Raw genomic sequence first — 15606 nt, 5'->3', positions numbered from 1 at the left:
CAGGAATCGACTATAATAATTTTTACAAGAGACCGCATTCGCCATAAAGGGGATACCGTGAACCAATTCTCAATCGCGCTGAAAAAAAAGCGACGTACATTTTTTATTCCTGTACTAGTTCTCATGATCACGCTCCTGCCAGCCTGCGCGGCACTCGAGGCTGATCCGGACAGGGGTGCAACCACCGTAAAGCAGGATGTTTTTGGCGACAGCTTTACGGCGGTAAAGTATCTTGATCAAGGATGGACACCCGCCGATAGCCTCTGGTTTTACACCATCACGCAGGGATCCAACATGATGCCCTACGATTTTTTCCTGGCACTGGAGCAGGTCGGCAAATCCGAGCCGTTTCGCTCCAACGAGAACATGAATCGCTACCGCTATCTGCCGCAGAAGATCACTTCCAGCAACCCGGATGGGCTGCCTGTCGGATTCGTCAAGGATGACTACAAGGGTAAGGAATATCTCGGCTTGACTTGCTCCGCCTGCCATACCGGACAAATAAACTATAAGGGCAAGGGAATACGGATTGATGGCGGCCCGGCAAGTGCCGATATGGAAACCTTCATGGCGGATATCGTCCGCGCCTTGATAGCAACCCTCGAAAACGAGGAGGCCCGGAACCGGTTTGTGAAAAATGTCTTGTCTCGCGGCAATTACAAGACGGAGGCCGAGGTGCTCGCAGACCTCAAAAAATATCGCGAGCGTCTCGCCAGCTATATTACGATCAACTACAGCAACCTCCATTACGGCTACGCGCGCCTGGATGCGTTCGGACGCATTTACAACAGGGTTCTGGAACATGTCATCAACATAAGAGAGCTTAAGGAACTGTTGCGTGATCCCAGAATAATGGGAGAACACGCGATGACTGAGGAACAGATAAAAGCGATAACAAGCGATGCAGGTACTGTTCTCAGCGGGGTTGAACGGGATAATATTGTCCAGAACATCGTGAGGACCTTGAACGAAAACAATGGCTGGGAAGCACTCGGGCGTTTACGGAAGAAGCTCTTCAATCCGCCTGATGCACCCGTAAGCTACCCATTTCTGTGGGATACCCCTCAGCATGATTATGTTCAATGGAACGGCCTCACGGAAAATGCCGGGCTGAAGGCGATCGCACGCAATACAGGAGAGGCAATAGGCGTATTCGGTTCACTTGACTGGACGGAAAGAAAAGGGTTTTCGCTGTCGTCCTTCATCAACGGGCAGGGCTTCTATGGCCCTCACATCAGTTATTATTCTTCCGTTGACGTCCATAACCTACGCCTTATCGAAGCGCGTCTGTTGAGTCTGCAATCTCCGTTATGGCCGGAGGATATCTTTCCGCCCATTGACAAAAGCCGCCTTGCGAATGGGAGATCCTTGTTCAACAAGCATTGCGTGAGCTGTCATGCAAGAATCCAGCGCGACGATCCAGATCGCCGCGTCGTGGCACACATGTCAAGCTCAAGCGATGTGGGCACGGATCCCCAGATGGCCGAAAATAGCGTAAGTTACCAAGGTTTCTCCGGCATTCTGCGCAATCAGTATGTTGGCATGAGTGTGGGCGATGTCCTGCTGGATCGGCGAGCTCCGGTTGCAGCCTTGCTGACCCGGGCGACTATCGGGGTTGTCGCTACTCCTGATCAGGACAAATGGTTCTTGCGCCGCTGGATCGACTGGCTTTCCAATTTGGCGGCAGGGTTCCGCCATAACGAGATCAAACCATCGATCAAGCACGGGGATTACGATCCGGACACCACGGCCAATCCAGTCGCATCCTTGAAATCTTATAAGGCACGGCCGCTGAATGGCATCTGGGCAACCGCGCCTTACCTGCATAATGGCTCCGTACCGACACTCTATGATTTGCTATTGCCGAAAAGACGTGCGGGAGATCCGCAAGATGGCGAGTATCGACCTGACGAGTTTGAGGTCGGTTCACGCGAATTCGACCCTGTCAAGGTAGGCCTGAAAAGTACGGGATATGGGGGCTTCGTATTCAAGACAGACATTCGCGGCAATAGCAACGCCGGACACGACTACGGTGTCAGACGTACCGCAGACGAGTCTGACGGCCCTGTGGATCAAAAGATCAAGGATCAATGCACGGATGAAACCATTAAAGACGAACTTATGGATAAATCCATTAAATGCCTATATCCCATGTCCAAAGAAGAACGCCTCGATCTGTTGGAATACCTGAAAACGCTATGATCCACTCTTGATTTCCGGCTATCGCATTTTTGATATCTATCATCCATAAATCATAGGGAGCTACCGATGAGCGCAAGTCACTACCTGGAGCAGTATGACGCCGCTGCCGATGCAGACAAATCTCCGTTGGCGCGCCGCTGGATAGACACAGAGCCATTACCGTTTTTTAAGGAATTGCGTGAAAAACGCCCTATTCTGATAACCCCCAAATTTACTCTGGTCACGCGCTTCGACGATGTTAGGGAAGTGCTGAGCATGCCAAAGGTATTCACGGTTAAGCCCTATGTTCCGAAAATGGCTGATTACCTGATGATGCATGACGATGATGCCCTGCATACGCGTGAAAAATCACTGATGCAATGCATGTTGAATCGCGACGATCTGCCTGCTGTGCGCGAAATGGTGGCGAACGTCTCCAAGGAAATACTCGACACTGCCAATGGCAACGTCGAGCTGGTCAACAATTATTGCCGCATGGTGCCAGCCACGCTGGTGCGGGAATATTTCGGGTTAACCGGAGCAAAACGGAGTGATTTGATCGAATGGTCTTACTGGAACCAATGGGATACTTTCCATAATCAGCCCTTCGACCTGCTGCCCCCGGAAAAATCCCAGCAGATCATTGATCGCCATGATGAAACCTCCAAAGCACTTGGCATGTTCATCTTCGAACTTATTGCCCGCCGCACGCTCCAGGTAAAAGCAGAGCAAATAACGCTTTCAACCCTGGTGCGGCTGGATGATGATATCGTAACCAGAATGTTGCGGACAGATTATCCGAAACAGCTGGATTTCGATATCAAGCGGCTAGGACTCAATGCCGGCGGCCTTCTGATTGGTGCAATCGAGACCACTTCGCAGGCAGTTGCCCAGATCATCCAATATCTGATGCTACATCCGGAATGGCTTGAGAAGGCCAAGGCCGCCGCGCAAAAGGATACTCCCGCCGAGTTCGATGGCATCGTCTGGGAGGCTCTGCGCTTCGTCCCGATTACCCCCTATTTGTTTCGCACGACCGCGAGTGACTACACCGCGGCCAAGGGTACGGGATATGCCACCGTTCTGCGCGCGGGCACTTATGTTTTGCCGGTGACCCTGTCGGCAATGTTTGATGAACGGGCATTTGAATCACCAGATGAATTTATTCCGCAACGGAATTGGTACAATTATTTTCATTTCGGTTTCGGCAGCCATGAATGCCTGGGACGCTACGTTGGAATGGTCATGATCCCCGAAATGGTACGCCAGGTCTTGAGACGGCAGGATATCAAGGCAAATGCACCGATTGACTACAAGTCCGGCCCCTTCCCGGAGCAGTATGACCTTTCCTGGACCTAAAGGGATTTCCTGATTAAACATTTCCATGAAATGTGCTGTCCGCAAATTGGGAGATTCTTCAGGGCCACCCGAGCGTTGTTTGCGTTATCCTTCCAAGTCCGGGCGCGGTTTTTAGGGAAGCAGATACAGCGATGCGGAAGGGTGCGCCGTGCAACGGCATACGGACGCCATGAAAGGCGATCACGCCATTCCTGCGCTGCCCGATCCCGCTTCGCGGGATTCTTCATGCGATGATCTGGGAACCCTGAGAGCGAAGATTACGTAACACGACGGTCTTTGTGGATCGAGATGCTGATCTTGTAAGGTAGACGATAAACCGCTGGATTCAGGATTATTTGGCGCCCGCTTCCTTAAGGAGTTTTTCCACCCCCTGGTGGCGATACTTCGATGCCAGCATCAGCGCTGTGGCGCCATTGCCCGCTTTGGCATTCACATCGGCCTTGCCCGCGAGCAGCGTCTGTACGACGCCCGCGTGACCGATCTGCGAGGCCAGCATCAATGCGGTTGCGCCATTATCCAGCCGGGCATTCACATCGGCCCCGGCGGCGAGCAGCATTTGTACTATCTGAGAATGTCCTTCCTGCGAAGCCTGCATCAATACCGTGGCACCGTCGCCCCTCCTGGCATTCACATCGGCTTTAGCGGCAAGCAGCTCGCGCACGACCTCCCTGTGGCCTTTCTGCGACGCCTGCATCAATGCGGTGGTGCCATTGCTTGTCTTCGCATTGATGTCCGCTTTGGCTTCTATCAGCACCTTCACCATCTCTTCGTAGCCATTCTGTGATGCCGCTATCAATGCGGTGGTGCCATTATCCGTCTTGGCATTCACATTGGCTTTGGTCGCGAGCAGCGCCTTGACCCGGGAAACATTCCCGTTCCCGGCAGCAGTGATAAGATCACTATCGCCCATATTCGCCCACGTGCCCGGTGAAGCGCAGAATAGGAGGATGCTCAAAATATGCTGGTATTTCCACAACCCGATCATTTCAGTTCACCTTGCGGTAATATGTTCCTGATTCAGAATTCCGGATGGCAACGAAGATGCCAAACTGCGCTGGCTTCTTTCCATTCCCCCGCAGTAACCATTGCACCATTTCGCACCTCGTTCTCGCTATCTGTGACCCTCTTGCTAAAAATCCCGGATTCTCGGAGCACGGCCAATAAAGAAGAGGTGGGGAAATTATCCTGAATCCAGCGCTTACTGGAAAGCGAACCATCCCGCGTCAAATCGATCAAACTCCAGGTCACAATACTCCTATACTTCGGGCTTATCTGATCTAATACACATTCAACGTTTATGTCGTCCGTTCCAGGAGATTCGATGCAAAAAATCCTTTTATCATTATTCCTGTTATCCATAGCTTCAGTGGCAGGAGCGGCCGAGAACAACATACGCCCCGGATTATGGGAAGTCACTACAACGTCAATGTTGTTGGCCCTGGTGCCCCAGATCCCCCCAGATCAAATGCAACAATTGACAAACCTGGCCAAGCAATACGGACTGGATATGCCGCAGATCCAGAATGGAGCGGCAACATCCAAAATCTGCATCACCCAGCAAATGGCGGACGAAAAAATTCCATCCTATTTTCATCAGAATCAAACCGGATGCAGTTTTAAAAACGCAGTCCGGACGGAAAACAGCTACACAATGGATCTCGTCTGTACAAATCCCCAATTAAAGGGCAACGGAAGAGCTGAAGGAACGTTTATGACTCCCGAGAGTTTTTCGGGATGGACAATATTCAAGGGCACTGTACAAGATCGTCCCGTCAATGAGCAGGCCGATACCAGCGGCCGATGGATCAGTGCAAGCTGTGAAACCGTGAAGCCGCCACGCTAACCATTCCTTCGTCCTCCTCAGAGCGGTCACAACTCATAGCCATTAATTGGCAATGGTTTCTCCTATCGCCTTGAGCAACTTTTCATGGATACCACCGAAACCACCATTGCTCATGATGAGAACACAGTCGCCGGGATGAGCCGCAGCCGCGATGGCTGCGATCAACTGCTCGAGATTGTCATGGCTCACCGCCCGGCTGCCCATGCGGCTCAATGCTTCTTTCGCGTTCCAGCCCAGATTGGCGATATAACAAAACACCAGATCCGCCGCCGCAAGGCTATCCGCCAGGCTGTCTTTCCATATGCCCATTTTCATGGTATTGGAACGAGGCTCCAGCACAGCGATGATGCGTGTTCCCCCCACCGTGCTGCGCAAGCCTTCGAGAGTTGTCCGGATAGCGGTGGGATGATGGGCAAAATCGTCGTACACCTTGATGCCATTGATTTCACCGCGCATTTCCATGCGCCGTTTCACGTTTTTGAATTGTGTCAACGCGGCGATAGCGACGTTTGCCGGCACACCGGCATGACGAGCAGCGGCCAGCGCAGCCAACGCATTCATGCGGTTGTGTTCTCCCAGCAACTCCCAATGTAATGTTCCCTGGGCCTTATCCATGAAACGAATCGCAATCCCGCCATCGCCCAGGATATCGCTGTGCCAGCCTTCAGCGACTCCTACTCGTTCCACCGGTGTCCAGCATCCTTTGGTCAAAACACGCTCCAGGCTTTGTTCCTTGCCGTTGCTGACGATAAGGCCGTTGCCGGGGATTACGCGTACGAAATAGTGAAACTGTTGCTCGATTGCTGCAAGATCCGCAAATATATCGGCGTGATCGAATTCCAGGTTATTGAGAATCGCTGTTCTCGGGCGGAAATGTACAAACTTAGAACGTTTGTCAAAAAAAGCGGTGTCATATTCATCCGCTTCGATGATAAAGAAAGGCGAACCGCCAAGTCTGGCCGATAACCCGAAGTTCTGGGGTATGCCTCCAATCAGGAATCCTGGCTCCATGCCCGCATACTCGAGTATCCATGCCAGCATCGAACTGGTCGTGGTCTTGCCGTGGGTCCCGGCGACCGCCAGAACCCATTTGTCGCGCAATATATTTTCGGAGAGCCATTGCGGACCGGAAATATAGGGAAGATTGCGATTGAGGATCTCCTCGATGAGGGGATTGCCGCGGGTTACCACATTGCCGATTACGAACAAATCAGGATTCAATCCGATTTGTTCAGGAGAAAACCCTTCTATCAGCGCTATTCCCTGGGACTCCAATTGGATGCTCATGGGTGGATAAACGCCTGCGTCGCAGCCACTGACCTCATGGCCCGCTTCGCGCGCGATCGCCGCGATACCACCCATGAACGTGCCACAGATGCCGAGAATATGAATATGCAAAGCAACTCCTGAATATAAATGGACTATGACAGCCTACAAAGCAACGTTCGTTTTATCAGCTATTGCACAAAGAAACAGCCAGCGGGCCGAAATCGCTGGCATAACCGGAGGAACTGGCTGGACCAAGCTGCCGCTTGCACAATCGCGCATTCCATCCCCTCCTACCGGCAAATCCGGAGCTGGGTGAGTCCGCCATGGGCGCGCGATGCAGCGACCTGTTTAAGGGTTCGCTGGCATCTATACGCAAGCATGCGATAGGTTGTCCTCCATTTTTTGTTACACTTATGGTTTTGCTCTTCGTTAATTCATCTTCAAGGCCAGCCCAGCGCCGGGGCCTGATACGAAGCTTCCGCGATTTTCATAACCCGACCCCACCAGGCTACGTATTGTCGCGCCCTCATACCTATGATGCGAGACTTATAAATCCGGAAATGGTAACTCATCCGTATCAAGATGCCATTTCAGGATGAATATCCACCCATGAAATCGCATCTTTCCCGCTCCATCCGCTGGTCTGTCTGTTTATCCTGCCTTGTATTCAATGCACTAGCCGACACGCCGTCATCAGCATCGAAAAACAAGAGCGAACAGGCGGGCCCCGCCCCCAAGGCGGGGGCCGGGGATAACAAACCCGTATTCATCGATGCGGAGCGCATACAGGGTCATCATGAATATGAAATCGATGCCAGGGGCGAAACCGAGTTGCGCCGCAGCCCTGTCGTCTCGGCCGATCAGAATGCCATACCTGTCAAACAGCCGGGCCATGCACCAGACAGCGCCCCATTGCAACCGCAGCAGAACTATACACTATCACCTTCTGCAAAAGACGGCCCCGCTTCAGGATTGCCTATTACCGCCGCCGAAAGGAAAGACGGCACGCCTGTATTGGCTGGAATCGAGCGCTTACCGGGACACCTCGAACGGGAAGGTGAAGCTAAGCTGCGTGGTAGCACCCAAGGCAGCCAAACCGGGCCTGCGCCTATCCCGTCGACTCCTGCCCCCATGCTGAAGAATGGAAATATGATGGCAATACCCGGTACCGGGATAGAACCAAGTAAAAACAAACCCGTAACTATTGGGATGGAACAAATCTGGGGACACCTTGCACAGGAGGGTGATACCCGGTTGCGTCTCGGCGGTGCAGTGGCACCGGAGGATGAGCCCCGGTTGGTAGCGATGAAAGATGGAAGCGAATTAGTTGCCCCATCCACCAGGCTGGAAAAGAAAAAAGCCAGACCTGTATTTGTCTCGGCAGATCGCCTGGAGGGCCATACCGGCCAGGAGATTGACGCAATCGGGAAGGCCGAATTGTTTAATGGCGACCAGTTTATCTCGGCGGATCGGATGAAATACCATCAGGATACCGATATCGCCGAGGCCCAGGGCGGGGTGCGTGTCGAACAACGTGGAGACATACTGGAGGGTTCGCAGCTCAAGTTCAATCTGGCAAACAAAACCGGGCAATTGAGTGAACCCAGTTATCGTCTAAAAGATGCGAGCAGCCGCGGCAGCGCCAAAATGCTGCTGTTTGAAGGCGAGGATCGATACCGGCTTCGGCAGGCGACTTACACAACATGCCCGGCCGGAGATGACGATTGGTATCTCCAAGTCGACGACGTCGAAATCGATAACACGAAGAAAGAGGGCACTGCGCGAAAAGTGAAGCTGACATTCAAGGACACCCCGATACTGTACACGCCCTGGATGAATTTCTCATTCAGCGGGAAACGCAAGAGCGGGCTCCTTGCCCCCTTGTATGGTTACAGTGTCCGGACTGGCGTGGAACTTACCGCCCCGTTTTACTGGAACATCGCACCCAACGTTGACGCGACCATCTCTGCGCGCGCGATGTCGCGGCGTGGTGTCGCGTTGAACAGCGAGTTCCGCTATCTAGGGACCAATTTAAATGGCAATTTGTTGGCAGAGGTATTGCCGACCGACCTCAACACCAAGGAAACCCGCTATCGCGTGGCATTTGCACATAATCAGACTTTGGGCCAACATTGGTTTGGCCGCCTGGACTATAACAGGGTGTCCGATGATACCTACTTCCGCGATCTCGGCAATACCATGAACCTGACGTCCCGAACCAATCTGTTGCAGCAGGGGCTCGTGGCATACAATCGCAATCTGGGAGATAACGGCACCCTGAATGTCACTTCACTCGTACAGCAATTCCAGACTATCCAGGATCCCTTGAACCCGGTGGTGGCTCCTTATAAACGGCTACCGCAGGTTACTCTTACCGCGAATAAAGCCGATGTTCTCGGATTGGACTTCAATCTTGTCAGCAGCTGGACGAATTTTTCCCACCCTACCCTGGTAAGCGGCCAACGTGTCACGTTCTTTCCCAGTGTCAGCTACCCCATGCGCAGCGCATTTGGCTATATCACGCCCAAGGTTGGCGTACACCACACGACGTATAGCCTGGAATCCCCTGGCTCATCCTCCGGCGTGCCGCAGGATACGAATCCGGCCCGCACCTTGCCGTTGTTCAGCGTGGATAGTAGCGTTATGTTTGACCGCAAAATGGAACTGGGCGGAGAACGGTTCACTCAAACCCTTGAGCCACGACTCTTTTATGTTTATGTACCGTTCCGTGACCAGAATTCACTGCCTAACTTCGATTCCGCCAAGACGGACTTCAGTTTTGCCCAGATCTTAACCGAAAATCGCTTCAGCGGCAGCGACCGTATCAACGACGCAAATCAGCTGACCTTCGCGCTTACATCCCGTCTGATAGAGGCAGACACCGGCAAAGAGCGTTTGCGGCTTGCCGTCGGCCACCAGATGAGCTTCATAGATCGTCGCATAACCCTGGATGCGCCTTCGACGATCAACAGAAGACCCGATTTTATCGCCGCGGTTACGGGGTTTATCACACCAACGATAAGCACCGATACAAGCGTGCAATTTGACCAGACCAGGCTTTTGGCCGATGTGGTGCGTTCTGGCTTGAGCTACCGCCCGGAACCTGGCAGGGTGGTAAATTTTGGCTACCGCTTCACTCGCGATGTGCTGCACCAGGTCGATGCATCATCACAATGGCGGTGGTCGGAAAGATGGCAGACTGTGGCACGGCTGAATTACTCGTTACAGGATCAGAAGATTCTGGAAGGGCTGGCGGGACTTGAGTATAATGCCTGCTGCTGGTCGTTGCGGTTTGTGGTCCAGCATCTGACTCTTGCCACTCAGAAAACAACCACGGCGGCGTTTTTGCAACTTGAATTGAATGGCCTGATGCAAATCGGATCAAACCCGCTACAGGTATTGCAGCGTAGCATCCCCGGATACACCAGGACCGGCAGCCAGGGAAGCGGCACAGTGGAAGGGCCATAGCCTGGATCATAAATTGCGAGCTCGCGGGACCCTTGATTTCCCTGCCCTGCAATCTTTGAACCGAATCCGGCATTGAACTGCTCATTCTCCAGTTTAGCGCTATGATCTACAAAGGCTTCTTGCGTCGCTTGACCTTCACCTTCATGGTGAGTACGCTGCAACCATCAGATTTTGGTTGATACGCTTATTTACATGGCCACGAAATTTTTGTTACGTCCCCCTATTCTGCTGGCTATGCTCACAGCCGGAATCGCTATTGCTCAACAGCCAGCCCATCCCCGGGGTATTCAAACCATAGATCACATCGTCGCGGTCGTGAATGAGAATGTCATCACACGTCACGAGCTGGACGAGATGATTAAAACCGCCGTTAGACAGTTGCAGAAACAAGGCATGCAGGCGCCCTCGCCGGCGGTACTGGAGAAGCAGATACTGGAACGTATTATTGTCAATCGCGTACAGCTGCAACTTGCGAAAGAAACCGGCCTGACCGTCAGCGATACTGAACTCGACCAGACTATCCGTCGCATCGCCCAGGAGAACAAGCTGTCATTGCCGGAATTTCACAGCGCGCTCGAACAGGATGGGATCAGCTTCAACAAATTTCGTGACGAAATTCGGGACGAAATTATCCTGGTACGGCTGAAAGAACGCGAGGTAAACAATCGGATAAGCGTGACTGAGGGAGAGGTAGACAATTTCCTGCATACGCAGGAACAGTCAACGGACGGTAACATAGAATACCGTATCGCTCATATTCTGATCCAGGTACCGGAGCAAGCAGATGGTGCAAAAATCCAGGCCATGCGGCAACGGGCAGAAGCAGCTCTGGCTCAATTGAAGGATGGCGCCGAGTTTGCCAAGGTTGCCGCTGAATTCTCCAATGCAGACGACGCCATGCAAGGTGGTTTGCTGGACTGGCGCCCCGCCAACCAGCTGACAAAGAGATTCGCCGAGTACGTGACACCCATGAAACCCGGCGAATTATCTTCGATAATCCAGAGCCCTAACGGCTTTCATATCCTAAAACTGGTTGACCGGCGCAACCAAAATGAAACCGTAACGATGGTGGATCAGACCCATGCTCGCCATATCCTTGTCAAAATCAATGAGCTTACGTCCGAAGGCGATGCCCGACGCCGAATAACCGACTTGAAAGAGCGCCTGGACAATGGGGGCAAATTTGACGAACTTGCGAAACTGCACTCTGAAGACGCCAGTGCTGCATCGGGAGGCGATTTGGGCTGGGTCTCGCCTGGCGATACCGTACCGGAGTTCGAGCAGGCTATGAGCGCACTTAAGGACGGAGAAATCAGCGGACCGGTACAGTCTCCATTCGGCTGGCACCTCATTCAGGTGATTGAACGCCGCTCCCAGGACATGAGCACGGAACGGAGGCGGCAAACTGCACGCCAGGCGATCCGTGCGCGTAAAGCCGACACAACTTTCCAAGACTGGTTGCAACGACTGCGTGATCGCGCTTACGTCGAATACAGGCTGGAGGAAGGTTAGTATCGAGACACCACGATCAAATATGTTCGATATCGTGAGTGAAGTAAACGATTTTCTTCCGGTGGTGCCATGACTTCTCCTCTCCCGCAACTGGCTCTCACCGCTGGCGAGCCTGCTGGAATCGGCCCTGATTTGTGCGTGCAACTCGCTCAGCGAAATCTTCCATGCGGGCTGATCGTCATCGCCGACCGTGATTTGCTGCGGGAACGTGCCCGGTTATTGCGGCTTCCGCTGGAAATAATGAACTACTCCCCGGTGAGCAACACCGAACACAGAATCGGCTGCTTGCAGGTACTGCACGTGCCGCTGGCTGAACCAGCTGCTCCCGGAAAGCTTGATCCAGCCAACGCTCGCTACGTTCTGGAAACGCTGGAGCATGCCGTTGACGGATGCATGAATCATGAATTCGATGCGATGGTCACCGCGCCGGTACACAAAGGCATCATTAATGACGCTGGAATCGCATTCACCGGTCACACGGAATACCTTGCCCGGCTCACAAACAGCCGGGTGGTCATGATGCTGGCGGGTGGCGGCATGCGGGTAACGCTTGCCACCACGCATCTGCCGCTGAAGGATGTCGCAGCGGCCGTCACCCGCGAAATTCTGGAGCAAAAGCTGCGGATTATTCACCACGACTTGATCACCCGCTTCGCCATTGAAAGACCCCGCATCGCCGTGGCGGGATTAAACCCTCATGCGGGCGAATCAGGCCATCTTGGCAGGGAAGAAATCGATATCATCATACCCTCCCTGGAAAAATTGCGCGGCGAAGGCATCAATTTAATAGGTCCGCTGCCCGCTGATACGCTATTCAATCCTTCACACCTGAAGAATTACGATTGCGTATTCGCCATGTATCACGATCAGGGGCTGCCAGTGCTGAAACATGCCAGCTTTGGCACAGGCGTGAACATTACATTGGGGCTGCCTATCATCCGTACATCGGTGGATCATGGCACCGCCCTGGATTTGGCGGCAACCAACCGGGCCGATCCTGGCAGTTTACTGGCGGCAATTGCCATGGCGGCGATGCTGGCTGGAAATCGGAAATAGTTCAGGAAAAATTGGCGCTGTACCACAAATAACAAACCGGATTTCGCGACGCAGGTTGCCGGACAGGGTTCAGGTTTATGCAACACATTCCTCGTAAGCGTTTCGGGCAGAATTTTCTGATTGACACCCAGATCGTAGCAGATATTGTTCGCGCCATTCATCCGGGCAAGGGCGACCTTCTGGTGGAAATCGGACCCGGGTTGGGGGCCTTGACACGACCCTTGCTGCAATCGCTCGATCACCTGCATGTGGTGGAAATCGATCGCGATATTGTCGAACGCTTGCACCGCGAATTTTCGGAACGGTGCTTGACAATATATTCGGCCGATGCCCTGGAATTCGATTTTTCGGTGCTAGGAAAGAATCTTCGGGTGGTAGGTAACCTGCCCTACAATATTTCCACACCCATCCTGTTTCATCTGGCTCAATTCGCGGACGGTATCCGGGATATGCATTTCATGCTGCAAAAGGAAGTAGTGGCACGTATGGTAGCTCAACCCTCCACTTCGGATTACGGGCGGCTTTCGGTCATGCTGCAATGCCGCTTTGAAATGGAACAGCTTCTCATTGTCTCGCCGGATTGTTTCCGGCCCGCGCCAAAAGTGGAATCGGCGGTTGTACGCATGATTCCGCGCAGGCAATTGTTAATTGGGGCGGATAAGGAAAATTTATTTGCCCGAATCGTCTCCGCCGCATTTTCGCAACGGCGTAAGACCTTGCGTAACACATTGCACAATTATCTCAAACCGGAAGACTATACGGCACTGGAAATCGACCCGGGCAAGCGGGCAGAGAATTTGTCGGTGGCGCAGTTTGTCACGATTGCGGATCACTTGAGTAAACAGCAGCTTCCCTCATAATACAGATTCCGGCTCATGGAAAGCCGGGGCAGCCCCACGTTATTTTATTTTTTCTTCAATACGGTTACCTTGTCGACTCGATCATTCTCGTCATAACTAACGTCGAACGCCATCTCCTCTCCTTGAAAAACCAATTCGGTTGGCGTACCCACCACTTCCCACAAACCAAGAGTAAAAAAGTCGGCAACACCATGAAAAACGGCCCTGCCGGTTTTTGCTGCCGTACTGTAACCTTGTTTGAACGTAAAGATCTCGCGTCTTTTGCCGTCCTTCGTTTCGCTTACGGAAGGCAGGCCATACTCGGCCAGGAGCATATCTCTAGGTGTTCCTACCGAGAACAGGTCCAGGTTCTTGCTGGTCGGCTGGTTAGCCGCCATAAAAACAGAGCATCCCGACATGATAAGCAGCGCCCAGACATAAATAGAGGTTACCAGCATCCTGTGCAGCATGATCTTGGTCTCTTTTATCAATAAATATGAATACACAAGTGCCTCTTGGTATAGCCTGGATTTTTTTTTACTAACCATTGAAATAATATGGCCTCACACTCACTGCTGTCCCACAATTTGTCATTACCATAAAGCTCCCTGGATGGGTTGATGATCACCCGGCGGCGGTTCAGTCTTGATCAGCCTAATCAGGTCCCGTTTTGCAAACAGGTTAAGTGCGAGCAGCCTCAGGATTTGTTGCTGAGATATTGCCACTTGATGACTGAATTTGATGAATGCCAACAGCAAATAGACGCACATGGCAATCCAGATTTGGGTCATCACGGCATTTTTGCTGGTGCCCAAAAACGATTTGATCTTGAGATTTTGCTTGATCCATTTAAAAAACAACTCCACTTGCCAGCGCTGCTTATAAATGGCAGCAATGGTTTGCGCGGACAGCTTGAAATGGTTGGTGATAAAGATGTATTCCCGTTGTGTTTGCGCATCCTGGTAGACCACTTGGCGCACGTTGGGCAGCTCCTTCTGGCACGAGCGGTACGAATTGAAGCGAATGACTGCATCACTGATGACGCTCGAATGAACAGGAACGGCACACCGTTCAATAACTTCATAAGTGGCGTTGCCCCGTTGTCGGGTGACGTAAAAGACCCCCTGCCCGGTCAGTAACTTGTACCAGGAATAATCATTGTAGCCGCGATCACATACCACAATACTGCCTTTGGGCAAGGCAAGCAGTTTGGCGCACTCGCTATCCGCCTTCCTGCTTTCCGTGAGGGTGGCAAATGCGGGCAGATTGCCTCTTAAATCCAGTCCAACCTGTAACTTCATGGCGCCTTTTCCCAACGCGTAATGCGACCAGGGAAAAAGCTTGAGCGATAGATCAATGAGAGAAGCATCCAGCGCATAAAGCGGATTCTTAAAGCGGAAGCCGTGCTTGGGTGCCCGCTTGAGGCAGCGCTCATACAGACGGTAAAACAGCGCTTCGTAACAACTAGCGGGTTGCTGGTTATTCAGGCGTGCCAGACTGGACCGGGAAATGGGCGCGCTGCCCAAGTGATAGCTGTGCTGGCGTTGTGCTTGCAGGTTGGTTTCAATATCACGCAAACTCTGCCGCCCGCTCAACTGTGCAAATACCATGGCAACAAACTGTGCCCAGCGGCTGGTCTTGCGCAACCTCTGGCCTTGGTGATGCAAAGAAGCGATCGCTTCAAATTCATGTCTGCCAACAATTTTAAGCAGTTGCAAGAAGACTGTATTACAATGCGCCATGGCTTGGATTCCTTTGTCTTTCAAAGAGTTGTCGAGAAACTCATTGTAAATCAACAAAGGATATTCAGGCCTTTTTTAGCGGTTTTGTGGGACAGCAGTGCCTCACACTCAAATTGAAACAATATTACCCCATACTTGAATCCAGCAGAAATTTTCATCAGAGACCGAAGGCTGAACCATTAGCACTCGTATCCATGGAGCGGAATCTGGCAGGAAAACTACTGTACTGATGACACGGTACGGTAATTGCAGATCACTTGAGCAAACAGCGGTTTCTGCCGTTAAGTCAATACGATCTTACAAATAGTCAGTTTGGTCGTTGCCCCGACGATGGGTA

The 15606-nt window shown here is 52.4% G+C and carries 11 protein-coding genes; 7 read left to right on the top strand and 4 right to left on the bottom strand.

What is annotated here, in order from left to right; genetic code table 11:
• The first annotated feature begins 57 nt into the window (after nucleotides 1-57).
• Together EBAPG3_RS04845 and EBAPG3_RS04840 are read left to right on the top strand one after the other, a co-directional pair.
• Nucleotides 58-2202 (top strand): di-heme-cytochrome C peroxidase, encoded by a 2145-nt coding sequence (locus EBAPG3_RS04845; protein WP_040851147.1) that lies wholly within the window; start codon nucleotides 58-60, stop codon nucleotides 2200-2202.
• Nucleotides 2203-2268: 66 nt separating this feature from the next.
• Complete coding sequence (locus EBAPG3_RS04840) at nucleotides 2269-3540, top strand: cytochrome P450 (RefSeq protein WP_004174619.1); 1272 nt, start codon at nucleotides 2269-2271, stop codon at nucleotides 3538-3540.
• 331 nt (nucleotides 3541-3871) lie between these two features.
• Here EBAPG3_RS04840 and EBAPG3_RS04835 read toward each other — a convergent pair whose 3' ends face one another.
• Complete coding sequence (locus EBAPG3_RS04835; protein WP_004174623.1) at nucleotides 3872-4525, bottom strand: ankyrin repeat domain-containing protein; 654 nt, start codon at nucleotides 4523-4525, stop codon at nucleotides 3872-3874.
• Between the two features lie 336 nt (nucleotides 4526-4861).
• On the opposite strand from EBAPG3_RS04835, the gene EBAPG3_RS04825 reads away from it, so the two are divergent.
• Nucleotides 4862-5383 (top strand): DUF3617 domain-containing protein, encoded by a 522-nt coding sequence (locus EBAPG3_RS04825; RefSeq protein ID WP_051048889.1) that lies wholly within the window; start codon nucleotides 4862-4864, stop codon nucleotides 5381-5383.
• A 42-nt stretch (nucleotides 5384-5425) separates the two neighbouring features.
• On the opposite strand, the gene mpl is transcribed toward EBAPG3_RS04825, so the two are convergent.
• Entirely contained in the window at nucleotides 5426-6781 is a 1356-nt protein-coding gene (gene mpl, locus EBAPG3_RS04820; RefSeq protein ID WP_004174627.1) for a UDP-N-acetylmuramate:L-alanyl-gamma-D-glutamyl-meso-diaminopimelate ligase, read from the bottom strand.
• Nucleotides 6782-7261: 480 nt separating this feature from the next.
• Here mpl and EBAPG3_RS04815 point away from each other — a divergent pair, with 480 nt between their 5' ends.
• The 4 genes from EBAPG3_RS04815 to rsmA all read left to right on the top strand — a co-directional run bounded on the left by EBAPG3_RS04815 (nucleotide 7262) and on the right by rsmA (nucleotide 13548).
• Nucleotides 7262-10120 (top strand): LPS-assembly protein LptD, encoded by a 2859-nt coding sequence (locus EBAPG3_RS04815; protein ID WP_004174630.1) that lies wholly within the window; start codon nucleotides 7262-7264, stop codon nucleotides 10118-10120.
• A gap of 192 nt (nucleotides 10121-10312) precedes the next feature.
• Entirely contained in the window at nucleotides 10313-11632 is a 1320-nt protein-coding gene (locus EBAPG3_RS04810) for a peptidylprolyl isomerase (protein ID WP_004174631.1), read from the top strand.
• A gap of 69 nt (nucleotides 11633-11701) precedes the next feature.
• Entirely contained in the window at nucleotides 11702-12688 is a 987-nt protein-coding gene (gene pdxA, locus EBAPG3_RS04805) for a 4-hydroxythreonine-4-phosphate dehydrogenase PdxA (RefSeq protein WP_004174632.1), read from the top strand.
• Between the two features lie 77 nt (nucleotides 12689-12765).
• Nucleotides 12766-13548 carry a 16S rRNA (adenine(1518)-N(6)/adenine(1519)-N(6))-dimethyltransferase RsmA gene (gene rsmA, locus EBAPG3_RS04800; RefSeq protein WP_004174634.1) on the top strand — a complete coding sequence of 261 codons (783 nt, stop codon included), beginning with the start codon at nucleotides 12766-12768 and terminating at the stop codon, nucleotides 13546-13548.
• A gap of 44 nt (nucleotides 13549-13592) precedes the next feature.
• Here the strand turns inward: rsmA and EBAPG3_RS04795 are convergent, their stop codons facing one another.
• Both EBAPG3_RS04795 and EBAPG3_RS04790 read right to left on the bottom strand, forming a co-directional pair.
• Nucleotides 13593-13997: a hypothetical protein gene (locus tag EBAPG3_RS04795; protein WP_227869272.1), complete on the bottom strand. Its 405-nt coding sequence runs from the start codon at nucleotides 13995-13997 to the stop codon at nucleotides 13593-13595.
• A gap of 123 nt (nucleotides 13998-14120) precedes the next feature.
• Nucleotides 14121-15269, bottom strand: a complete 1149-nt coding sequence (locus EBAPG3_RS04790) for an IS4 family transposase (protein WP_004177414.1) — start codon at nucleotides 15267-15269, stop codon at nucleotides 14121-14123.
• Nucleotides 15270-15606: the final 337 nt, after the last annotated feature.

The organism is Nitrosospira lacus (assembly GCF_000355765.4).
Classification (GTDB): Bacteria; Pseudomonadota; Gammaproteobacteria; order Burkholderiales; family Nitrosomonadaceae; genus Nitrosospira; species Nitrosospira lacus.
This window is presented reverse-complemented; position numbering and strand designations above follow the sequence as displayed.